Origin of the sequence: Lentimonas sp. CC4, assembly GCF_902728235.1 — a bacterium.
GTDB lineage: Bacteria > Verrucomicrobiota > Verrucomicrobiia > Opitutales > Coraliomargaritaceae > Lentimonas.
The window spans coordinates 644994-668749 of sequence record NZ_CACVBO010000001.1 but is presented as its reverse complement, the minus strand read 5'-3'; the positions used below and the strand labels follow the sequence as shown (position 1 = coordinate 668749).

The following is a 23756-nucleotide window of genomic DNA, read 5'->3' as shown; positions in this document are numbered from 1 at the left end:
CTTGAATGTTTTATTTACATAGAATCATACGGTTTGGAGTGGCTCCTGTTCTAGTCGCTATACTGGTTTACGTCTTCAGACTGTAGGCTATTTTTGTAAAAAATGAGAATTTGTGTAAGCTGTAGAATCTTCCCACGTTCTACTTTTAATGCCAGCTGCACCTACCATTCTATGTTTTCGAAATGATCTACGCCTCGCGGATAATTCTGCGTTGGCAGCAGCGATTGCCGCGGACGCCCCTGTTATTCCTGTGTTTATCTGGTCACCTGAGGAGTGTGCTGGCTGGGCTCCCGGTGGTGCGTCAAAGTGGTGGCTGCATCATGCGCTGAAGAGTCTGAACCGAGACTTAGAAATCGTCGGTGGTGCTTTGATTTTAAGGCAGGGGGAGTCGCTTTCAGTCTTACGTGAGTTAATTCAAGCGACTGGCGCGGCACGCGTCTTCTGGAATCGACGCTATGCGGGTGAATTGCGAACAGTGGATGTGGAGGTGAAGCGAGCGCTTCGTGCTGACGGTGTCGAGGTGCAGAGTTTTAATAGCAGTTTACTCAATGAGCCACATACTGTGGCAGCCGGTGCTGGGCAGGCTTACAAGGTCTATACGCCGTATTGGAAAAAGGTGAAGGGGCGAGATGTGGAGCCTGCAGTGGTGACAGATCTGAAGCAGACGCAGTGGCCGACTGTTTGGCCGAGCTCGTCGACTTTGGATCAATTGGAACTGTTGCCGAAGATTCAGTGGTATGATGGTCTAGAGTCGCATTGGGAAGTGAGTGAGGCTGGCGCTCAGCAGCGCTTGAACACGTTCGTTGCGGGCCCGATTGACAATTATCATGTCGATCGCGACCGGCCGGACTTCGAGGGCACGTCATCGCTTGCGCCGTATTTGCAGTGGGGGCTGATTGGGCCACGGCAGATCGTGCAGACTTTAAAGGATCGCTGTGACTTGAGTGCCGAGGGGCCTCAGGTGTATTTGAAGGAGATCTATTGGCGTGAGTTTGCCTATAATGTCTTGTATCATTTTCCTTATACTGCTGATCGACCGTTGCGCTTGGAGTATGAGGATTTTCCGTGGGAGACGGATGCAGCGACGCTCAAGGCCTGGCAAACGGGGCAGACCGGCTACCCGATCGTGGATGCGGGCATGCGGCAGCTCTGGCAGACGGGCTGGATGCACAATCGGGTGCGTATGGTGGTATCGTCGCTGCTCGTGAAGCACTTATTGCAGAGTTGGCAGGATGGGGCGCGTTGGTTTTGGGATACCTTGGTCGATGCAGATTTGGCGAGTAATACCTTGGGCTGGCAATGGAGTGGTGGGTGCGGGGCAGATGCCGCTCCTTATTTTCGAGTGTTTAATCCGATTATACAGGGCAAGAAATTTGATCCTGAGGGTGATTACGTAAAAAAATATGTGCCCGAACTGCGTGAGCTCGGCGCAAAGTATATACATGAGCCATGGGAGGCCCCATCGCATGTTTTGGAGCGTGCGGGTATCCAAATAGGTGATACCTATCCGGCTCCAATTATTGATCACAAGGCCGGGCGTGAGCGTGCTTTGGCCGCACTTGCACAGTTTAAGAAATGAAAACATCAAAAACAATTTTAGTGACTGGCGCGACTGGATTGGTGGGCGGTGCCTTGTGTGTCGAGTTGCGGCGACGCGGTCATAGCGTGAGGACATTGTCACGGAGCCGCGGTGACTTTCATTGGGATGTGGCTGCGGGGGAACTCGAAGCAGGAGCGGTTGAAGGTGTCGATGCCGTGGTGCACCTGGCGGGTGAGCCGGTGGCACAGCGTTGGACGAAGGATCGACGCGATCGTATTTTAAGGAGTCGCGTGGAGAGTGCGCAATTGTTGGTGAATGCGATACTTCAGCAGCCGCAACGGCCCGATTTTATCTGTGCCTCTGGGATCAACTACTATGGCTACAAGTGTGGTGGGCCAGTTGACGAATCGAGCCCCAGCGGCGAAGGATTCTTGGCTGAGGTTTGCCGGCAATGGGAAGGCGCCGCTCAACGATTGGTGGATGCTGGCGGTCGCACTGTCTTTACGCGTATCGGTCTAGTGCTGAGTGGGGAAGGTGGTGCCTTGGCAAAGATGCTGCCTGCTTTTAAGTTGGGGCTCGGTGGGCGACTCGGCTTGGGCACACAGTTGATGAGTTGGATTGCGTTGCCGGATTTGGTGCAGGTGCTGTGCCGCTGCGTGGAGGATCCGTCAATCAATGGACCCGTTAATGCGGTGGCTCCTGAAGCCGTGACGAATGCTGAGTTTACGAAGGCCTTGGGCAGAGTGCTTAAACGACCAACTTTTTGTTCTGTGCCGTGCTCTGTGGTGAATCTATTGTTCAGTGAAATGGGGCGCGAGACCTTGCTCGCGAATGTGGGAGTCGTTCCTGCGCGTCTACAGGCGCTGGGGTTCGAATGGGAGCAACCAGATTTGGAAGCGTGTTTGAGGAGCTGTATCAAGTGAGTGTGAATCAGGAGAAGAGTCATAGTGATGTGTTAATCATTGGTGCGGGTATTTCTGGTTTACTGTGTGCGACAGAATTACAAAAGCAGGGAAAGCGTGTGTGCGTCTTGGACAAAGGCCGTGGGCTTGGTGGGCGCATGGCGACGCGTCGTATGGCAGGCGGACGGCTGGACCATGGTGCGCAGTTTTTTACTGTGCGTGATGCCGCGTTTCAACGTTACGCTGATGAGTGGCGATCGGCGGGGGTGATTCGTGAGTGGTTTCGACACAGTGAGAAAGATTCCGATGCTGCCGGACATCCACGGTATTGTGGTGATACTGGCATGACGGACATAGCCAAGTATTTGGCGCGTGATTTACAGGTGCATTGTTCGGAGGCAGTTGTTGCCATTGCGCGGGTGGAGAATCGCTGGCAAGTGACGACGCAGGCGGGGAACCTGTTTCTCGCAGATCAACTCGTCGTCACAGCGCCGCTGCCACAGGCATTGGCCTTATTGGAGACTAGCGGCTTGGACTATGCCGGGGCTGATTTAGATGCGTTACGAGCCGTGCGGTATGACCGTGGCTTAGCAACTTTAGCAATTTTGGACGGAGCGAGTGGGCTGCCAGATGTCGGACATTTGAACCTCGACGGGCCTATTGTGAATTGGATCGCTGACAATCAGTTGAAGGGCATTTCAGAGCAAGTGACTGCGGTGACGATTCACGCGACGGCTGAGTTCGCCGCGGCCAACTGGGATGTTCCGGATGCGGAGCGTGGTGCTGCGATGTGTGCTGCAGTGGAGCCCTATTTAAGCGCATCGGTGCGGGAGTATCGCTGTCACCGATGGGGCTTTACGTTACCAGTGAACCCGTGGCCTGCTCCTTTTTATGCGAATGATTCGTTGCAGCTAATTTTAGCAGGTGATTCGTTTGGTGGTGCACGTATTGAGGGCGCCGCGCTCTCGGGAATGGCTGCTGCGCAGCATGTGCTTTTGAGCGATGGTATCGAATGAGCCTTTGAAGCGAACCTCTACTTATTCAGTGAGTCTAAGAGCTTGGTTTTCTCATTCTCTGGAAGATCGTTTGAACGTATGAGCTCTCGTGCCTTCTCTGGATCTTTGTCTCTTAATTGGTTGATCACAGTTGCTGTGTTGTTTTGGCGTAGCCCCTCATTGTCGATGGTGACTGCCCATATGAACGCGGACGATGGGTCGGACTGGTTGACTTTATTGACTAAGTTTCGGATCGCTTGATCGCGCCCGTCGCCGGCTTCCAATTCTGAAATCCAGACGGATGCCGCTTCTGTATTATGATCGAGCCATTCATTTGAGATGCGATTGATCGCCTTTGCTTGCGCAGGTGCATCTTCAAGTTGTTCGGCCCATGTGGCAGCGCCCGTAAGGTCTTCTCTCGCCCAATTTGATGCAATGTTCGCTGCGAATTGATTGATGGTCTCGGTGTTATTGGTGGAGGTGAGGTAGTCGACTGCTTCCGTCGGGTTATTCCCGATCCAAGTCTTGATGCCGCTTTCATAGGCACTCTTCGCTAACTTCTCATCGCTTAAGGTTTTTGACCATGCAATGGCAGCGCTTGGATCTTTTTGGGCAAGTGATTTACAGATGCCAGAGGCGAGTGTTTCTCGATTCGATCCGTCTTCCATTTGCAGGAGGTAGGCCTTGGCTTCGTCCGTTTTGTTTTGGGCAAAACGATTCAAAATAGTGCGCTGTGCATTCTGTTTTTCTTGGCCTTCTTCTAGTCCACGTGCCCAGTCTAAAGCTGCTATGGGGTCCTTGTATACCCAGCGATCCGCAATAATCGATACCGTATCGCTATAGGCGCGTCCGTAGGGCAGTTCCGTCAGCATGGCGGCTGCTTTTTCGGGATCCTCTTGAGCAATCGTTCTGAATGTCTGGCTGATCGCGTCATCTTTGGCTCTACCGGTCATGTTCGAGTTGGCGAACTCGAGGGCTTTATCGGGATGTTGATTGGCGAGCGACCACATCGCACTGCGGACGATGTCGTTTTTATTTCTCCCGTCTTCAAGGTTGTTTAGGAAGTCTAGGGCTCCATCTACATCCTGTTGTATCCAAGTATGTATCGTAGTTTGTATTGCTTCGTTTCGCTCCGCTGTGGCGCTCAAGCTCATTGCCATGTTGGCGGCGCGATGAATGTCTGTTTGTGCGATGCTTTTGCTTAGCCCTGACAATGCATAGGTGCGGTTTTGCCCCAGTTCCATCGTGTCGATTTTAGCCATGGCGGCATCCGCATCTTGACCGCCCCAGAGCATAAAGATCCTCGATAGATGATAGGGAGAGGTGCCGTCTTGTGACATAACCAGATTGTAGGCCGCTTCAGGATCTTTGTCTGCGACGGACATCGCTATTACCGAAATGGCCTGATTTTGTTCTGTGACATTTTGGATCGCTCTAGCCGATGCGATGGCTTCATCAGGATCGCGGGTTGCCATTGCGGGAAATAATGCCTGCGAGAATATTCGTTTCTGATTCGGGTTTGATTGGCTTTGGTAAAAGCTAAAGGCGCTTTCAGGGTTTTTAGCCACCCAAGCTTGTAAAATGTAATAGGGCATAAAGGTATCACTGATACTCCAATTATATTTTGGTGATGAGTTCTCTAGTAATTGCTGTAGTTCGCTCTCTGTCATCGTCATCAGCAGGTTCAGCATTTCAATAGTCCCGGCGATGGAGTTGCTGCCCTGTAAGCTAGCTAGGTGTGCCGTTCTCTGCTCGATCGTGAGTGCTTGTATGTCAGCGGGCACGAGTGTTTCTGACGCTTCAACTTTATGAGTGATGTTGGGATTGAGATCGGTAGTCGCGGTTTGGCTTATCCGTGTGTGGGGCTCAGAGACCTGAGGCGCTGGCTTTGCGATTAAGTAGCCGATTACTATACCGCCAATCAACATGAGCGAGGAGATCCCGCAACAGAGGAGGCTTTGATTTTTCATGGGGTATTTGTCCTCTCTAGAGACTTTCTGCTGGGCATGCATTTGAGATGCCGATTCGTGCCCTAGTGACCTTTCAGGATTGGAATAAACTTACGCGGGTCGTAGCGTAGGCGAATCTTCTGCTCCTGAACCGTGCCTGTTAGATCGAAGACCAACAGATTGGGCAGCGGGGATGTGATGAACTTGCGCAAGCTGTTGATTGTGGAATCGGGATCGCCGATATTGGCAAACAGATTGACGCGCAGATCCATGTCGAGTGCTTGGTCGGGGATCTGAAAGGTGCCATTTGCCCAAATTCGTGTGCGTGGGCCGTCGATGATGAGCTCCTGAATATTCAGCTGCTGCTGTGCGACTTCGAAGTTGGCTCTCATTTGATCCAAGTTAAAGGAGGTGAAGTTCAGTCGTGTGTTCTTCAGGAGGGTAGAGAGCGGGCCGAGGAGTTGAATCGCGCCGAGTTGCTCATTGAATACTTTGAAATCACCAAATCCAGTAAATTGATAGATGTCGTTCGCAGGGCCTTGAGCATGGAGGTTTAGGCTGAGTGTGCCTGTGCTTCGAGCCTCTTCGTATTTTTCGGTTTGTGTCTTCGTGAGATGGTCTTCGATGTCGTCGAAACTAGGGAGGTTTTGAATCGCTTTGTCTTGGTTTGCGCCTGCTAGACTCGCCTGGAAGCGTAGCTGGTTGCTGGCGTCATCTGTGCTGTAGATGTCTATGATCGCCGAGCCATTGCCGTCTGCGTAGCCGAACTTGAGGTCGCGCAGGTAGATGTCTTCGTCGCGACTGTATAGCTTGAATTTGAGGTGGTCGAGTGGGGTCTTTTTGTAGGCTAGGGGGGTGCGGATTTCGGCCTCTAGGTTAAAGAAGTCGTCGTTTGCATATTGGGTATAGGCCTCGTTGAAGCTCGCGCCGTCGAGTATGACTCGTGGTAGTTTCGTGACTTCAAAATCGCTGATGATCGAGGCGACATCACCCCCGAAGACTTTTGATGCGACGTCGAGTGGCATGAGTGAGTCGAAGTCATAGCGCACTGAGAGTAATCCCTCTCCTGGGATATCGCCCGTCGTAAATCCGACGCTTCCTTTGGCCCAACCGCCACTAGTCTTGGCATCGATATTATATAGCTCGGTATAGTTGTCGAATCCTCTTACGATGAGTTCGCCTTCGGCGATTAGGGCTTTTTTGTAGGCGACATTTGTAGCTTTTGCGTGCCCGAGGAAGAAGACCGGCTGACTCGGTGCGGCGTTGCCGTAGATGACGAAGTCGCCGTAGCCGAGCGTGTCGCTGTTGAAGTCGATATCTTCAAATATACCGTCCCACCACTCTGGGAGGAGTGGGCCGTATTGATCTGGGAGTGCGGAACCGCGTAGCGTGATTCTAAAATCCTGGCTTGGGCTGTCGAAGCTAAATGTGGCATCGATCCATTGCTTGCCACGATCGATGAGCACCTCGTCGAGCCTGAAGAGGCCGTTGTGATAGCTGCCGTTTGCGAGGATGTGGTCAAAGGTGAGTCCGTTGGCGGTGACGTCATTCACATCTACACGAAAAGTGGTGCGGTCGAGCTTGAAGCCCTCGTTCAGATGAATCGATAGATCGTAGTAAGGCATGGAGGCGAGTTCGAGCTTCGGTAGTTTCTCGATCGCTGACTCCGGTAGGAGTGTGGAGATCCTGACGCTGCCGTGAGCATTCACGTATCCGCTGTGAGTGATGCAGTTCAGGCGGCCTGAGATCGCGGCTCCTCCATTTAGGCCGTTGGCCGATCCATAGAAGTCTAGTTCCGGGAAGTCGGCAGGAGAGATGGTTGCTTTGGGGCTCCTCAGTTTGATTTGATGTGTGGTGAGCTGATAGGCACTGATTTTAAATTCGGGCCAGATGCCATGCAATAGGCTTGGCCATTCGTCGATCGCAACATAGGCAGAAATCGCTTCAGCGGTCAGCTTGATTGCGGGGATTTCGATTGCTTGAGCTTTTAGTAGGAGTGCCGATTGTGGGATGAGCGCACCGTGATGGATTTTGAAGTCGGACTTGAGGGTGAAGTCGGTGCCTGTGGCGTAGGCGTGCTCTAGCTGCTCACAAGACAAGTTGATGGAGACATCGACCGAGTCGTCTTGGCGTGCGGTGAGGGCAAACTCTAAGGTTGGTTCAATGAATGGGGAGAAGCGCTCTTTCTCTTTGAGTATGGTGGCTATTAGTTTGTAGAAGCGTTCGATCGGGGGCATTTCTGCGGATTCTGCTGACGGCTGGATGGGCCAATCAATCGAACCGCGCAGGCGGATGTCTTCGTGTTGAGCCGCAAAGGAGTCTATGCGGATGAGCTCATTCGATGGGGTGAGATGAAAGGTGATATACTCTAGTATCGGACTGTGCGTGCCATCGAGCGAATAGATGGCAGGCATGAATAGGGTGGCATTGGATACGATGAGATCGGTTGGGGTAAATTGGTAAGTGCCGTCTTTGCGTAGTGTATATTCCAGCACGGTGCTATCGGCTTCGAATACCGGCCGATCCATGTCGCCGTGATGAATCTGGAGGTGAGTGACCTCGATCTCACCGTTGAGCTTCAGGCGATAGCTTTCTGCCTGAATGTAATAGCCGTCGATTTTTGTCTCAAATAGTCTCTCATTCGCCCATTCCGGCGGCACGGGGATGTAGCCGTATATAATCAAGCAGCCCGCTAGGAATGCTTGTGCCGAAAACAATATCAGTAGAAACAGGTCGAGGCAGAGTTCTAGTAGGAGTAGCCCTCTTGCTCTAAGTTTTTTCCACATGACGACCTGTTGCTACTAGGGTGATTAAGGAGCGGTCGTTTCTTCGGCTGCGGAGGTGGTCGGCACTGGTGTCGGGACGGGGGGGATCGGTGCGTGTGCAGGGATCGGTTGATCCGAGGCTTCTGGCGGAGGTTGCATGTCGTCCGTCAATGTGTAGAGCGCGTCGATAGTGGTTTGTGGGATTTCGAAGATAACGTTGTGCAGCTCGGATGCGCCGACTTGCACACTCCCAGAGAAGCGTTTGGTGAATACGTAGGTGCGTGTGTCGACACGGTCTGTTTCGTCACCAGGGAGGAGGATCTCTGCGCTCAGACGATAGAGCCATGGGCGTGATGTGTCGTCGTCGAGATAGTATGAGTCGGTGTATTCATCTTTCAAATACGTCTTCACTTTGAACTCATTGATCGTGTCCAAGAGTGTCAGGGTGGCTTCGAGCTTAGCTTCCGGTAAATCCTTTAGCGTTTTGAGCCAGACGATATCGTCTTCGCTCTTTGTGTAGTTGAAGATGACTTCGCCCGTGGCAAGATTCTCTAGCTGGAGACTCTTAATCTTCGCAGCCTTGGGGAGTGTCTCAAGTGTGCGCTTGCGGTAGTAAGCGGCGTTGAGTGGGATTTTTTGAATGGTTGAGCGCAGATCTACGGTGTAGATGTATTCTGCTTTGTCACTACGTGCGTAGAGCGTGTTGTTGTCACTCTCCGGAGTTGCGAGTAGTAGCGTGGTCTCCTTGTCGCCGAGCGATAGTTTGACCGTGCGGCGTGGTGCATTAAAGCCGAGGCGGTCAAGGTCTGTGGGGGAGGGGGAGTTGACGGCGAAGTCAATGGCGCGCAGGCCCTTGATATCGTTGATGAGTTTGGTGATCACGTCAGGGTCGGCATGGCGCGGCTGAATGTCGGTATCAGCGTTGCTTTCAATGACCTGCCAGCCACCAGTCTCTAGTTTTTGCAGGCGGATTTGTAGATCGCCTTCGGATAGATTGATGGAGGTGAGCGCCTCGGAGTCGAAGTTCATGAAGCTGCGCTCGCGTAGTGCTTCTTCGGCTTCGCGTAGTTTGTCGAATGGTTCTGCTGCCACGGTAAAGACAGTGGAGTTGTCTTCGATCCGCGCAAAGTAGGTTGGGATCTCGTCGTCTTTAGTGGTTGGCACCGCATTGCCGATGAGGAGTGTTTGGCGGCGTTTGTTGCCATGCAGGGTGACGCGCATTGAAGGGGTTTCGAGTCCTTGGAGAATCGGGTCGCTTGTTTCTTGTCCTTTGAATTCTACGACTTTTGCCGCTGTTAGCGTGTTGATCGTGTTGGATACTTGAGTGGCATCGGCTTCGGCTGTGAGTGGTGCTTCGAAGATCCAACCGTTGTTGGTGCGTGCGACACGGACACGGAAGTCATTGTCGCCGACGGATTCTGGCGTGTTGATTTGTAGGCTGAGCGCATCGATTTCGAATACCGGGATGTTGAAAATTTCGCGGTTACGTAGGTCGCTCATATCGACGAGTAAGCTTTCGATTACTTGGCTGTTGACGACAAAGACATCTTTCTTGTTGGGGCCGAGTAAATAGCAGTTTTTGCCGATCTCCGTGGTGGTGCCGACACTGAGTTCGATGGAATCATCTTTGTTCGAAATGGTGAGCGTGAGCCATGGATCATCGAGCCCATAGTCTGCGAGCGTCTGACCAGTCCGCTCGATTTCGGCGATCGAGAAGGATGCTTCTTCTTCGAGGAATTGGAGCTGGTTTAGTATGCGGTTGACCGCAAAGTAATTTGCGGGCCATTGCATGGGTTGGACGAGATTCCACGTAGAACCGTCGCTTTCAAGAATACGTGCGGCATCCAGGGATTTGCCGTTGATCTCGATGCGGTCGGCTTCGATGACTTCGCGGCCAATCATTCCAGAGAGTCCTCCGGTTTTTGTGTCAGCTTGCTCGGCCTTTTTGTTGAGCGATAATATCAGCCCAAAGGTGATGACGTTGAGGGCGAGTAGGAATACTGTGAATTTGAATCGCATTGGAATTAATTGCGTCGAATGAGAAATACGAAGAGTCCGAGCACTGCGGCGATTGCTGGAATGCCAGCAAAGTAAGTAAGCATGCGTTGTAGGTCGCTCTCGCTCATGACGATCTGGTGGCTCTCGAGCTTACGTGTCGGGATGTTGAGTAGGCTGGTGCGGTCGAGCGTCCAGTTTATAGAATTAATGAATAAGGTGTGATTACCAAAGGCGCGTAGGCGGTTGTTGGCGATAAAGTCGGAGTTGCCGAAGACGATCATGCGGCCGCCTGGGATCGTGATCCCGAGTTCCGTGCCTGAACTGCGCGAGGATACGGTGGCGATGCTGACGGGGCCTATTTGGTCGCGTTTCTCGTCGTAGACTGCCGGGTTTTGAGTGCGGTAGTCGCGCTCGGCCCAGCTGTTTTCGGAGGTGCCAATGAGTTGATACACTTGGAGGCGACTGTCGTTGACCGATGCTGGATCGATACGCACAGAGCGCGGTAGTCCGAATAGGGCGGTAATTTGGTAGTCGATCAGTAGCTTGGTGATTGGGTGATCGGCGAAGCGGCGTATGATTAAGTCGCCACCTTGGGCGCGGTAGTCTGTGCCGGTGTCGATGACGACTGTGTCTTCGGTGAGGACGCCCCAGTCGTAGAATAGCTCAGTCATGCCATGGAGGCGGCCTGGGTCGATCAAAGCGATCATGCGGCCGTTGCGGTCACTCATGTAGCGGCGTAGCTTCTCGACTTCTTCGGGTTGAAGGCTTGCTTGTGGGGAGGGCACGACGATCAGTGAAGCGTCTTCGGGCACATTCTCCTCAACGGCAAGGTCTAGAGTGGCGAGCTCAAAGCTGCGTTCGCGCAGGAAGCTTTCGAGCTGGGAGAGTCCGCGCAGGGCGTCGACATCGTCGAGGCGCATCTCGCCGTGACCGACGAGGAAGTAGATCTTTTGTGGCTTCTTTGTGGATACGTCGAGGATCGCGGAGGTGAATATTTGCTCGCCGCGGAACCCGCGCTCCTTGCCATTATCGTATTCGTAGAGGCCAACTTGACTGATTTCTCTGACCTTATCACCAGATGCGATGATGATGGCGTTTTCTTTGGTCAGGTTATAATTCGTTGCGAGTTCTTGAGCGCGCTTACGCTGACGGTAGATGTCGACGAATTCGACGGAGATGTAGGACTTACCGTCACGCATTCCCGCAAATTCATATTCGCGCAGGAGTTTGTTGAGATCATCACGGATGATTTCGAGTGCGCTCTCGTCGCTCTCTTTGGGGATCGTGACGATGATCTCCACTGGCTCAGTGAGCTGGCGGATGTAGGCCATTGACTCGGGAGCGAGTGTGTAGGCGCCGGTCTTGGTGAGATCGATCCGTTTAAAGTAATTCGCCGAGATGAAATTCAGGGCGATGATGAGGCTCAGGCTCAATATGATCTGCACCAGCCGGTTGGTGGTGCGGAAGCGTCGAGCAAAGCGAAATTCGGTAAAGCGGCTTGGTTTCATCAGGCTTTCGCTTCGATAACAAGGGTGGACAATCCCAGCAGGAGAACTCCTGTGCTGGTGTAGTAAAAGAATGGACGTGTATCAATGACGCCACGAGAGAAGTCGTCCAAATGCTGGAAGATCTGCAAGTAGTTGACTAGTTCGCTCGCCCAGAATGAGAGTTCTGCGCCGTTTTGAGCAATGTTGCCGAGTTGTTGGCCGCCGATGATGGCGACGAACAAGGTGGTAAAACTGAGCATGCCAGCGACAAGTTGGCTGCGAGTGATGCTACTGGCGAAGATTCCGATCGAGACGAACAGGATGCCGCTGAGTGCGAGAAATGTGAAGCCGCCGACGATTGGAGCTGGCTCAAGGAGGCTGCCGCTGAGTGCGGCAGCGGGGAAGAACTTCGCGGCAATCAAGGGGAAGCCGAGCGTGGATAGCCACAGGAGCATGTAGAAAATGTATGCGCCAGCGAATTTGCTGAGGATGACTGCTACGCGGGAGGTGGGCGTCGTCATCAGTGTATCAAGTGTGCCCGTGCTACGCTCGCCTGCGATGCTGCGCATCGTGAGGAGTGGCACGACGAAAAAGACAGGAATCCAAAAGATGCCTAGGAACTGCACGATCGGCAGGCTTTCCTCGGGTGTATTGACCATCCCGCGCAGGATGGCCCAGTAAAGAAAGCCCATCAGAGTCAGGAATAGAACCGCCGCGATGTAGGTCGGCGGGCTGATTAAAAGCATTCGGAGCTCGTGTTTGAGCAAGATAAAGAAGTTACGCATGGGAGAATGACTAAATGCTTAGGATTGAGCCGCGGCTGTGGGTTTTGCTTTGGGGGACTCGATGGTTTCTTCCCACGAGCGTTTGGTCGCGGCAAGGAAGATCTCTTCTAGGTTCGGCACACGTGGCGCGAGGCTGCGTAGCGTGCAGTCTGGTGAGTCGCTGAGTGCTGCGATGAGTTGTGGTCCGAGTTCGCCATCGCCCTCGGCACGGATTGTGAGTTTCAGGATGTCGTCTTCGCTTTCTTCCTTGTCTAGGATTTCGACTTCGAGCCCCTTGGCTTTGAGCAGCTCAGTGACACGCGCTTCGCTGCCTTTGACTTCGAGCTCGAAGCGGTTGCCTGGCAGGAATTCCTCGCGCAGACTGTCGCTGGTGCCACTCGCGACGACGCGGCCGCGGTTGATAATGATCACGCGGTCGCAGGAACGCTCGATTTCCGGCAGAATGTGGCTGGAGAGCACGACCGTTAAGCGACCGCGCAGATTATTGATCAGCTTGCGGATGCCTTGAATCTGATGGGGGTCGAGGCCGATGGTCGGCTCGTCCATGATGATCACTTCTGGATTACCTAATAGTGCATCGGCGATGCCGACGCGCTGGCGGAAGCCTTTTGAAAGTGTGCCAATGATTTTACGCCGCGCGGTGCGGGCCAGATCGCAGGTTTCCATCACATCCTGCACGGTCTCGCGCAGCTTTCGCCTCGGGACGCCTTTGAGGCGAGCGCGGAAACGCAAATACTCGACCACCCGCATGTCATCGGGCAGGGGATTGTTCTCCGGCATATAGCCGATGCGCTGCTTGACCTCGTATGGATTATGAGCGACGGCGACGCCACCGACCCATGCGGAGCCCGATGTGGCGGGCATGATGCCCGATAAAATGCGCATCGTCGTGCTTTTGCCCGCGCCGTTGGGCCCGAGGAAGCCGACGATTTCACCGCGATTGACGGTGAAGCTTACGTTGTGAATCGCAGTGAGTGACCCGAATTGGCGGGTTAGATTTTCAACGCGTATACTGGGGATAGTCTCCATGAATGCTGGTGTGTCGCTTCGGAATTTGGAAAGTTATTGGTGTAATTGATCAGGTTTGTAACGAAAGTTGTGGCGGCATCAAGGCTAGTGAAGTGCTATTTTCATAACATTCGCATCGAATTCCCACACTCTAGTTCAGATTCTGCTTTCCAATGGTGCCTGTTTTAGTGACTTTGGTTCCCACATGATTACGACGACAGAAGCTCTCGCAGATGCAGTGAAGGCCGCCCAAGCGGCAGGTGCAGTAGGAATAGACACAGAATTTGTTTGGGATCGCACCTATTATCCTACCCTAGGCCTAGTCCAGATCGGCTACCCTGACGGCCATTGCGAGCTGATTGATGCGCCAGAGATCGAAGACTGGTCGCCGTTTGCCACTCTAATGTCCGACCCGAACACGGTTAAAATCCTCCATGATGCTCAGCAGGATCTCACGATTCTCAAGCGCGCTTGTGGTGCCTACCCCAAAAATATCTTCGATACGCAGCGCTCGTCAGGCTTTGTTGGTCTCTCGTCGACCATTTCTTTGAGTGAATTGCTCAAGACTTTGATGAAGGTGCGCTTGGACAAATCCGAAACGCGTTCGAATTGGATCGCTCGTCCGCTCACTGAGAAGCAGATGGAATACGCCGAAGATGATGTGCGCTACTCAACGCGCCTCATGGAGAAGATCATGGACAAGGCCGACGCCCTCGGTCGTAAACAGTGGATCATCGACGAGATGAAGTATTACGAGAACGAAGAGATTTATCAAGAATTCGATCCCGAGGCCGAGATGCCGCGCGTGCGAGGCAGTGGTTCGCTAACGAATCAGCAGCGTAATATTGTGCGTTCACTAGGAGCATGGCGCGAGGTCAAGGCCCGCCAGCGTAATTTGCCCCGTAACTTCGTTCTGTCCGACGATGCCATCATTACCTTGATGAAGCGACCACCAGAATCTGCTGAGGCGATCCAGCCGAGCCGCGGCCTCACTGAGCGTGCGCTGCAGCGCAATCGCGACAAGATTTGGGCAGCAATCGAGCGTGGCATCGCTGGCAACTTGCCGGAGCTTCCCAATGGCCGTCATAAAGGCCCCGCGCCCGACGATGGTTATGAGTCGCGCGTCGACCTCACGCTGGCACTGATAAAAGGTATTTGCTTAGCCGCTAAAATTGACCCCCCACTGATCGGAAATCGAGCAGACGTCACCGCATTCGTCCTCGAAGCCGATGTCGCCGACTCCACGCGCCACCGTATGCTACGCAGCTGGCGCGCCGAATTCATCGGTAACCGTTTGCTGAGCGTGCTCAACGGCGAAGGCCGTATCGCGATCAACACCGAGACGAAGCTCCCCGAGTTGGTGGACTAGGGAAGAGAGCTGAGGTAGGAGAGCTGAGAGCTGAGGCTTGAGGTTAGAGAGCTGAGAGCTGAGACTTGAGAGCTGAGGGCTGGTTTATGGATGTGAAACAGGCATTCCTGCCTGTCCGCTGAGTTGTGCGCGCGGCCCATTATTGATGGAGAGGCTGCTACCGCTGACTTTGTGGCGGATCGGCGAAGCCGTTTCGATGCGTATGAATGGGCAGAGGGCTGAGACCTGAGGGATATTTTGCTCGGCTTGCTGAATGGTGTGCGGTGCTCTGTGTTCATACGGGCGCTGTTCCCTCTGACTTTGTAGCGGATCGGCGAAGCCGTTTCGATGCGTATGAATGGCTGCCTGGGAAGTGTAATAAAGAGAGACGAATTACGAATGTGCTCTCGGAATGAAATCAGACACAAAAAAACCTCTCGCTCACACGAAAGGTTTATTTTCATCATATGGTGCCAAAGGGCAGACGCAGTGCGACAGCACGGAGATGGCAGGCGCTTCGCCTGTCCGAAGCGAAGCGTAGGATGACTGGAGCGGGTGCCCTTTGGGCGGCTTCAGTCACATTTGAAGTTTCAAATATGCCCCCTCGAATGATTTCGACACAAAAAAACCTCTCGCTCACACGAAAGGTTTATTTTTATCAAATGGTGCCAAAGGGCAGACGCAGTGCGACAGCACGGAGATGGCAGGCGCTTCGCCTGTCCGAAGCGAAGCGTAGGATGACTGGAGCGGGTGCCCTTTGGGCGGCTTCAGTCACATTTGAAGTTTCAAATATGCCACTCGAATGATTTCGACACAAAAAAACCTCTCGCTCACACGAAAGGTTTATTTTCATCAAATGGTGCCAAAGGGCAGATTTGAACTGCCGACCAAAGGCTTATGAGTCCTCTGCTCTACCACTGAGCTACTCTGGCATTCATTTGAAAAAGTGCACATGTCATTGATTCTTGTCGTTTGGCGACAGTTCTAACTGAAAAACCGCCTGCGACATAAATTGATGACAAAGAACATCCCGTAAAAAACGGGAAGCCGACAAAAAGCCGACTCCCCGTGATTCTGTCAAGCGCTCAATTAGAAGAAAATTTCCGAAAATTTTTCTCAATTTGTTGCCGACGCGCTTCTTTGATTAGTGCGCCCCCTAATTTTGGATCTATGACCTTTGATGGTTTAGAAACCAGAGCTTTGACTCGACGGGCCGAAATGACTTCGTTCATTTCGGCGATTATTGCGCAGGCTTCAAGTATTTCGGCTTGATCGGCCGCTCGGTGAAGTCGCGCTTTGACTTTACGGTTGTTCATAAAACGCTGCCCCAGATATTTTGCTTCATCTGAGAAGTTTTGGTTTAGCACGCCAGTGCTTCGCCCGATTCTTTGAGCTATACGAGTAAATGATTCATATGGATAAAGATCCTCATCTATGATTTTTCGTAACTGTCTTAGGATCTTGGGCCGGTCAATTCGACGCTTAGGCGCAGTTTTTTCCTTTGATTGACACATGAGGCTCGGAACTAGCTTTCCATCATGGTTCCCAGGGAGCTCTTTATGTAGGAACTGGGTGACACTTAATTGCATAACCCATGCGAAATTAAACAAGTGCTGCATTGTCGGGATTTGCTCTCCTCTCATCCATAGGCCTAGCGACGTTCCATTTATCCCAAAAATACGAGGGCCAAGACCTCTTACTCCTTGTAGATCAAAATGAGTTAGCCAGTGGTTTATAGTCTCTGACCATGAAAACTCAGGTGGCAGTGGGCTTGTTCTCAAGCCGTCGATCAGGGTTTCCGTCTGTTCAGCAACCCAGACTTCATAGTCCATCGATTTGATCTGCCCAAGCATAGTTGTTTCCGCACCCATCGAGGTTCCTGCTGATAGGTCTGCCTGGCACTTATAGTGCGTGCAATGACCTATATTGCCACGACCTGACAGCACTGAGATTGATTTCCCGCAACCCGGGCAGAGGGTTTGTAGTGGCACTTTGAAACGTGGGCACACCTTAACCCAAGATAAACGCCATAGGACTGGTATATATGGAGCTGTAACGGCATCAAGGAATTGTGGGCACCATGCTAATTTACTCCGTAGGAATCCACGTTTCGAGGTCAGGGGGGTGAAGGCTCGTAGAGAGTGGTTTGCCAGACCTTGAACCCCTGAAAGCCTGGATAGCATTTCGGTAAAACGAGTTGAGAAATCACTCGTGCCATCGATGCGTTGTGGGAAGGATTGCACCGCAAAAGATCCACGTCGGTCATCCCTGAATTCAGCAGCGGCCACTGGCACCAGATCTTTCAGGAAAACAGCAGGTGAGGTTCCATGTTCGGCTGCCACGTTTGCCAGATAACTCGACATACACTCTCGATAGTTCCCATCAACCGATTTCGGTTCGACTCGATAGAGCGGCTGCCGTTGTGGAGCATTCAGTAATAGTTCATCAGAGTAGTCGTTGATATTATTGCTCATTGCGACCTCCTCTCTTGAAAACACGTGGGTTCGCCTTGAATGCGTTCGGGTTCTTTCGCTTTTCTTTCGGTGCTTGAGACGTCTGTGGTGCAAATTCCTCCCACAGGCTTTTGTCCGAAGGCTTATGCATTCCTTCGAAATGAGCCTCACCATCTAGTATTTCGTTCATCCCTAACTCTAAATGATAGTTTGGGGTTTGTTCGGCTCGCATTAGGTCTAGGCTTATTTTATCGCCATTGGCTTCGGTTAGTGCCCGTTCAAACCATGATTTTAAAAGGCCGATACAACCTAGGCAGCCCTTGTAGAGCTCCTCGTAGTGTTTCGCAGGATCAAACGCTAAATGATCTTCGAGCGACTCGCACAAGCTGAGCAAGGCGATAATAAATGGATCTGTTGGATCCGTTGCATCGGGGAAGTCGTAGCGGCTAAATTCGAAAATTCGGGTGCGTCGAATTCCCTGTGTTGTTTGTTCGATCAGGCTCCATAGGTCGTAAGTTCCAAACAACACTAACTTTGCGCCGTGGATCTCGTCTGCCATGCTCTTGATGTGATTCGCAAGCAGCTTTAATTTGCCGCCTTTGTCAACTTGACCGCCATCATCGTGACTTCCGCTATAAACCAGATGATGGGCCTCGTCCATGCAGACCGCCAATGGCTTGCGGTGCTCGATCGAGCGAAGCATGTGGCGGTATAGAGAGCCTTTGGTTCCTTGGCCTAGGTATTTCTCTGTGGGGAACTCAAACCCTAGCTCACGTTGCGTTTGCTTCTTTGTGTAGTCTCGGCAGTGTATGCCCGACCTCGCGGCGGGATCGTATAAGCTGTATAAGACTGAGTGGTAGAGGTCCTTCCAGGGATACACTCGGACCTCCGGGCTTGGGGTTCGTATTCCTGTCACAGGGATATATTCGCGTTCGGCCTCCATGCGCGATCGCTCTAGTGTTATGATACGATCCATGACGCATGCTAGCAGGGATGTCTTACCTATCCCTGGGGGGCCGATGACTACGATGATTGGGCGCTCTTTATCATTATATATCGCATCCACGATTTTATTGGTGAGCGCCTCGTAGCTTGGATGCATTACGCGAGTTTCTCGAAATTTTTTAACTTCATTTCTCATGCTGATACCCTTTCTACATGCGCTAGTTTCACCTGTGTGCGATCGACTGCTGGGAGGGCATTGCCTTTACTTGGCTTCGCTGTAGCATCAGCATCGCATGATACTTCGTCGTTGTGTGGATTCTTTGCTTCGAGAGCCTTGTTTTGGGCCGATTTTAGATTGGCTTTAAGTCCATCTTCCATCGCGCGTATTTTTCGTGCGTATCGACCGTAAGCTAATGAGGTTTTTTTGATTTTACCTTTAGAGGTCATTCCCAGTGCTACCATTTCGCGGGAAATATAGCGCCGTTCCCATTCGGTGAGCAGATGCAATATCTCTCGAAGGGGGCCGGATCTGACCTTCGCCTCGCACCAGTTACCATTGATGTAGAGATAAATGTGCGTGAGGTCGTAAGGGTCATATTTCGCCTCCAGATCTTTGATCTTGCCACGATGAGCAGCAATTTCCTCGCACCAGTAGATGTGGTGTTTGAAGGCGACTCCGCGGCCTGGTTGTATTTTGAGTGTATCCTTTGGCGTGTTTGGCAGGAAGAGGATCTCGCAGGATTCTGGCGGGAGTAGCATTTGGTCGGTGCCATTGCCAAGTGGATGATACCTCTGATCCTCTTCGAGTGCTTGCTTGGGGGATTTCCAGTCTAGGACTTCTTGCTCTTGATCATGATACTCCTCTAAGAAACCTCGGATTGTTTTGTCGAGAGAGCCTAGGTCCCAGCACGATCGAAGCTCTGGGTTATTTTCTTTTGTGATTCCCGTTTTTCGACTTATGGCATGTGTAGAGCCAGACATCGTCTCAAGTAGCATGTCATCCAGATGCCGGTTAAATCGCTCCAAAATTGCTTTGTTCCTGGGCGCATGCGGCGGGCAAAAGGTTAAATTCGTTCCGAACGCAGCCAGTAGCTCGTGCAGCGCCAGATTCTTAAACTCCTTGCCGTTGTCTGCAATCACTTCGGATGGAAGAGCCTGCATGTTACGATAGACGTCTCGAAATGCTAAGAGCGTTGTCCGAGCGCTTGGCGCTTCGAAGCTGAGTGCGTAGCCCGCATAATACCGTATCTTAGGTAAGCATATCAGAGTGAGCCATGCTTTGCCGAGCACTGCCCCTGTCCGTGGGCAGCGACACTGGATTTTGATTTGCTTGTTATCGATGTGTGCTCGATGCATGGCATACTCGCCCAGGTAATGCGGATCGAAATCAAGACCGCTACCTGTTGTGATGGCATAAGCTGCTTTGGAGCTCAGACGTTCTTTGAGGCGCTGTGCGTCGCCGCTGTTGTCGTGAATATACTTGTCGAGCGTATTGCGAGATGGAGCGGTGATGCCTCTCTCCTCGCAGATCGCTTCGAGTTCGCGATGGGCTTGGGCGAGTGTGGGAGCCTGTTTGGTCAAATAGAACTCATCCATGACTTCTTTCATCGCATCATAGACTTCGATACAAAGGCGTTTGCGGTGGTCTCCTTGGAAGGTGGGCTCCAGAAATAAGACGAAGTCGTTGCCAAATAATCGCTCCGATCTTTTAGCTTTTTGTTGCCAGCGCTGTATCGTCCTCGTGCTCTCTTCGTTTTTTGGTTTTTGGATCTTTTTGACGCACCCGAGCTTGTAGCATGCTTTGGCCAGCGTTTTTGGAGGTGCTTTATGGATGAGTTGTTTGATCGTGTCATCGGTTTCCTGCTTGTTGGACAGTTTGTGTAGCACGATGCTGCGTTGGGCTAGGAGCGTATTCATCTCTTTTCGCTCGAACTCTCGGATTTTTCCGGTGGAACCATCTTTCTGCAGCATTAGTTTAGTTTTACCGACTTCCTTGACCTCGAAATAGATGCCGTCCCAGTCGAGTTTGTCCCCCTCTGCGATCGAAGCTGCACCTTTGATCGGGATTCGAGTCATTTCGGATAGCCCGTAAGCCATCGCAACATATCGACTCGCAAATACCCGGGTTAGATCTGGTCGAGCAAGTAGCTCATTTTCGAGGTCGATATGGACACATCCTAGTTGCAGTGCCACTAGTATTGATGAGACGCTACACCCAATACTGTCGCAGATGTCCTTTAGCGATTTTGGCCCGTTTGAGACTGCTTTAGCGATTTTGTGATGCACCGCTATTGGCTTTGTGTTTGCGGCGATGGGAGTGGAGCTTAAATACTCCAGATTTGCGATTAGGTTGGGATTCAAATCCTCATCGGTGATCAATTTGAATTCAAATCCGAGCATCTTGAGCTCCTTGCGCAGTGGGGGTGAATCCCATTTGCCATCTAATCCCTTTGCCCAGCGATGCGGATTTACTTCAGCCAATTTTTCGAGGTCTTTGACGAGTTTACACTCAATCAGGCATGGGACTTCTTCTTTGTTTACCTCCATGAAATCGAGTGTGAGTGCCTGAGGGCGACGTCTGCCGTTTTTGTCGGGAAGTGAGACCTCGACTTTTTTAGGCTGCGAGTAGTATTCAACGCATTCGTCCGAATACTCTAACATCCAGATCGTAGGTCGCTCAATCGTGCGGCTATCAAAGTCGATGGAGTGTCCCATTTTTTCGGACATAACAAATCCAATCGCGTTGCCGCGGCCGGACCTAACTCGACGAGATGACTCAGGGTGATCTCGGTGTGCTTGTATGTATTCTGTAGTATTCATGGTTTTTGATTTCGTTGGTGGTTTTATCATTTGGCGGTATTCGCCGGGGTTTGAATTTTCGGTGTCGGAGTTACTGTCTGTTGCGGATGAATTTTATTTTCATTCGGTATCGCTAGCCTCGTTGGAGAGGGTTGAGCCTCGTTAATCCTCCATTGATTCAGAGTGCCAAATAGAGGAGCGCTCCATCTTAGATTCGTGGGCGATCGGGGGTCCCATTTTTTCTGACATGACAAATCCAATAGCGTTGCCGCGGCCGGACCTAACTCGACGAGATGACTCAGGGTGATCTCGGTGTGCTTGTATGTATTTTGTAGTATTCATAGTCTTTGATTTCGTTGGTGGTTTTACTGTTTCTTATTTTCATGCTGGCGGCATTCCTCAGCGTGCTGTTGTAGGGATTGGCAGAGCTGAAATATCATCTCATCGGTGAGCAATAGGTGGATAAGTCCCTGGGCGCGTAGTTGCTTTTCTATTGGTGGAGACTCCCATGAGCCTCTTTTACTTTTTCCCCAACGCGTAGGGTCTTCCTTAGCTAGTTCCTCTAGCTTTTTGACGAGTATGACTTCCGCCACGGCAATACAGTTCTTGTGGTCGTTGAACAGGAAATCGAAGATGTAAGGTGTCGCTTTGGCGCAGCCATCCTTGTCGGGTATGGTTAGGGGGATAGGGGCTGGGCGCTCGTATATCTCTGTCGCTACCGACATATCGTAGAGATACCATCTCGCAGCTGCGTTGAGCTGCCCTTTGACGTCATCGATGGAGTGACATGTCATGGGATCAAAGGAAGTCGTGGCGTTATCACGACCAGCCCGAACTTTATGAGAGGCCTCGTGGGCATCTCGGTGTTGTTGGAGGTATTCTTTAGCGTTCATGGTTTTATACGTTAGTTGTTCTTAGGTGATTGTGTCGTGCGCTTCTTTAGGCTAAGGTATTCTATTGGATACTCTTGGATTGATTGGCAGGCCTCGTAGATCATCTCGTCAGTAACCAAAACATAGAGAAAACCCTTAGCTAAGATCTGTTCCTCTAGCGGTGGGGAGTGCCACTGACCTCTGCTGTCTTTTATCCATCGCTCAGGGTGTTTTTGTTGAAGCAGTTTCAGCTCCTTTGAGCTCATCAGCTCTACTAGGGCTACATTCTCTTGATGGTCCATTGCTAGAAGATCGGAACGATATGATACGGTCCGTGGCTTCCCATCATCGTCAGGTAGCTGAAGAAGGAGCGCTCTGGGGGAGGAATCGATCTCCGTCATTGTGGGCATTACTTCGAAATACCAACTGGCTGCATATCGAAGGTTGTTTGTGACTTCACCAATTGAGTGACAAGTCGTGGGATCGAAGGGAGTCGTATCACTGCCGCGATCTACCTGAACTTTATGACAGACCTTACACTTAGGGCCATCTCGGTGTGCTTGTAGGTATTCTTTGGTATTCATAAGCTATTTTCTGCGTAAAAATTGCATGTGAAGCATTACTTCGACTTCACGAGTTCAGAAGAGACCAAGCTCCTCGCGAACAGACTTTGGCCACTAACTCTCCGATCCTATAGTTTGGGTTAAACTGCCTATGCGTTTTCGACTCTGTAACGGATTTGATCATATCAACATGTCTCTATTTACTGTAGTTAACCGTATGTGGTGTTCGCGTTATCCGCATATGGGGATTGCTAGTCAAGGGGAAAATACTGAGAAAAAGAAATTCTTGCTCAATATTGGTTAATCTTGACCTTCGTCATCTCCATATCTGGATATGTTATCTAATCCTGAATGAACGAAATTAATACAGAAACAGTCCCGGAATCTTTTAAGGAGCGGTTGCGTCAAATCGCAGCCCCTATGGGAGGGATAAAATCACTCTCCGAGCTATCAGGGGTTCCTCATGGGACTCTTCAGAAATATGTATTGAAAAAGGGAGCCATAGAACCGAGCAGGAAATGGCTTACAAAAATCGTGCTAGCGACTGACTGTAATGCGCATTGGCTGTTAACTGGGGAGGGAGGATTAAAAACCGAAACGGCATTGGAGGCAGACACCAAGAATGAGGTGAAAATCCCTTTATTCTCGGAGATCAGCTACAATCGCTGCCTGAATTGCATCTATGATTTCGACGAGAGAGATGAATTAATCCGGTCGGCTAGAAGTGAGATGTTTAATGAGCATGCGGTTACTTTCAATAAACAGGAGGCAAGAGAATTATTTGGGGCAGATTGCGATAATATCGTAGCCTTCAAATACAAGAGAGCGACTAGTGGGGGCGGGAGCGCAAGCAGGCGACTCTACTTCATCGATCTAAACCTACGCACACCTGAACATGGAGTTGAGATGTGTGTCCTGCACAACGGAACCCCCTACCTCTTTCGTGCACTAGAAGATGAAAGCCATGATCTATACCTAGTAGATGAATCAAAAGAACATCCACTGCATAGAATGCCTGCGCTCGATGAGTTAAGAAAAGACAATATCGTCGGTCAGGTTGTTGGGAGTATCCTAGGGAAGTTATGGTCCTAGATCTGCACCGACGGGTCAGGAATCCGAAGACCCCATACGAGGAAGCTAAAGAACTAGTAAGGTCTACCTTGCTCATTCATCGAGTCTGGAATGCGGACTATTCAACAATCTGCGTTAGCGATAAGGTTGGTAGCGATGTAATCAAAGAAGCAGAATCCAATACCTTTCAAATTCGAGAATTCTCAGAATGCAACTATGCGAACAGTATCATTCCTGTGATCATGCGGGCGGCCGGCTTATTCGTCGATAAAAGCA

General features: G+C 51.4%; 16 protein-coding genes and 1 tRNA gene. 5 read left to right on the top strand and 12 right to left on the bottom strand.

The features are described from left to right. The first annotated feature begins 148 nt into the window (after positions 1 to 148). Genes GZZ87_RS02855 through GZZ87_RS02845 form a run of 3 tightly spaced genes read left to right on the top strand, consistent with a single transcriptional unit; the run spans position 149 to position 3458 of the window. Positions 149 to 1579 (top strand): deoxyribodipyrimidine photo-lyase, encoded by a 1431-nt coding sequence (locus GZZ87_RS02855; RefSeq protein ID WP_162027814.1) that lies wholly within the window; start codon positions 149 to 151, stop codon positions 1577 to 1579. Then, positions 1576 to 2463 (top strand): TIGR01777 family oxidoreductase, encoded by an 888-nt coding sequence (locus tag GZZ87_RS02850; protein ID WP_162027813.1) that lies wholly within the window; start codon positions 1576 to 1578, stop codon positions 2461 to 2463. Before GZZ87_RS02855 ends, GZZ87_RS02850 begins: the two co-directional genes overlap by 4 nt. After that, positions 2415 to 3458, top strand: a complete 1044-nt coding sequence (locus tag GZZ87_RS02845) for an FAD-dependent oxidoreductase (RefSeq protein ID WP_162027812.1) — start codon at positions 2415 to 2417, stop codon at positions 3456 to 3458. The genes GZZ87_RS02850 and GZZ87_RS02845 overlap by 49 nt, the downstream gene beginning before the upstream one ends. Positions 3459 to 3475: 17 nt before the next feature. Here GZZ87_RS02845 and GZZ87_RS02840 read toward each other — a convergent pair whose 3' ends face one another. The 6 genes from GZZ87_RS02840 to GZZ87_RS02815 form a co-directional block, all read right to left on the bottom strand. Beyond that, positions 3476 to 5407 (bottom strand): hypothetical protein, encoded by a 1932-nt coding sequence (locus GZZ87_RS02840; protein ID WP_162027811.1) that lies wholly within the window; start codon positions 5405 to 5407, stop codon positions 3476 to 3478. A gap of 62 nt (positions 5408 to 5469) precedes the next feature. After that, entirely contained in the window at positions 5470 to 8172 is a 2703-nt protein-coding gene (locus GZZ87_RS02835; protein ID WP_162027810.1) for an AsmA-like C-terminal region-containing protein, read from the bottom strand. A 24-nt stretch (positions 8173 to 8196) separates the two neighbouring features. Then, complete coding sequence (locus GZZ87_RS02830) at positions 8197 to 10170, bottom strand: DUF4340 domain-containing protein (RefSeq protein ID WP_162027809.1); 1974 nt, start codon at positions 10168 to 10170, stop codon at positions 8197 to 8199. A gap of 5 nt (positions 10171 to 10175) precedes the next feature. After that, positions 10176 to 11657, bottom strand: coding sequence for a GldG family protein (locus GZZ87_RS02825; protein ID WP_162027808.1), 1482 nt, complete (start codon positions 11655 to 11657; stop codon positions 10176 to 10178). Beyond that, a complete protein-coding gene (locus GZZ87_RS02820) occupies positions 11657 to 12421 on the bottom strand; it encodes an ABC transporter permease (RefSeq protein WP_162027807.1) in 765 nt (254 codons plus the stop codon). The genes GZZ87_RS02825 and GZZ87_RS02820 overlap by 1 nt, the downstream gene beginning before the upstream one ends. An 18-nt stretch (positions 12422 to 12439) precedes the next feature. Then, entirely contained in the window at positions 12440 to 13450 is a 1011-nt protein-coding gene (locus GZZ87_RS02815) for an ABC transporter ATP-binding protein (protein WP_162027806.1), read from the bottom strand. A gap of 184 nt (positions 13451 to 13634) precedes the next feature. Here GZZ87_RS02815 and GZZ87_RS02810 point away from each other — a divergent pair, with 184 nt between their 5' ends. After that, positions 13635 to 14798 carry an HRDC domain-containing protein gene (locus GZZ87_RS02810; RefSeq protein WP_162027805.1) on the top strand — a complete coding sequence of 388 codons (1164 nt, stop codon included), beginning with the start codon at positions 13635 to 13637 and terminating at the stop codon, positions 14796 to 14798. Between the two features lie 836 nt (positions 14799 to 15634). On the opposite strand, the gene GZZ87_RS02805 is transcribed toward GZZ87_RS02810, so the two are convergent. The 6 genes from GZZ87_RS02805 to GZZ87_RS02780 form a co-directional block, all read right to left on the bottom strand. After that, positions 15635 to 15709 (bottom strand) — tRNA-Met (locus tag GZZ87_RS02805). Positions 15710 to 15862: 153 nt separating this feature from the next. Continuing rightward, positions 15863 to 17251, bottom strand: a complete 1389-nt coding sequence (locus GZZ87_RS02800; protein WP_162027804.1) for a TniQ family protein — start codon at positions 17249 to 17251, stop codon at positions 15863 to 15865. After that, entirely contained in the window at positions 17241 to 18332 is a 1092-nt protein-coding gene (locus tag GZZ87_RS02795; RefSeq protein WP_162027803.1) for an ATP-binding protein, read from the bottom strand. Before GZZ87_RS02795 ends, GZZ87_RS02800 begins: the two co-directional genes overlap by 11 nt. 35 nt (positions 18333 to 18367) lie before the next feature. Beyond that, positions 18368 to 20995, bottom strand: a complete 2628-nt coding sequence (locus GZZ87_RS02790; protein WP_162027802.1) for a Mu transposase C-terminal domain-containing protein — start codon at positions 20993 to 20995, stop codon at positions 18368 to 18370. A 344-nt stretch (positions 20996 to 21339) separates the two neighbouring features. Then, complete coding sequence (locus GZZ87_RS02785) at positions 21340 to 21867, bottom strand: hypothetical protein (protein WP_162027801.1); 528 nt, start codon at positions 21865 to 21867, stop codon at positions 21340 to 21342. Positions 21868 to 21878: 11 nt separating this feature from the next. Further along, on the bottom strand, positions 21879 to 22430 hold the full coding sequence (locus tag GZZ87_RS02780; protein WP_162027800.1) for a hypothetical protein: 552 nt from the start codon (positions 22428 to 22430) through the stop codon (positions 21879 to 21881). A 330-nt stretch (positions 22431 to 22760) separates the two neighbouring features. On the opposite strand from GZZ87_RS02780, the gene GZZ87_RS02775 reads away from it, so the two are divergent. Then, complete coding sequence (locus GZZ87_RS02775; RefSeq protein WP_162027799.1) at positions 22761 to 23501, top strand: bacteriophage CI repressor; 741 nt, start codon at positions 22761 to 22763, stop codon at positions 23499 to 23501. Positions 23502 to 23756 lie beyond the last annotated feature (255 nt).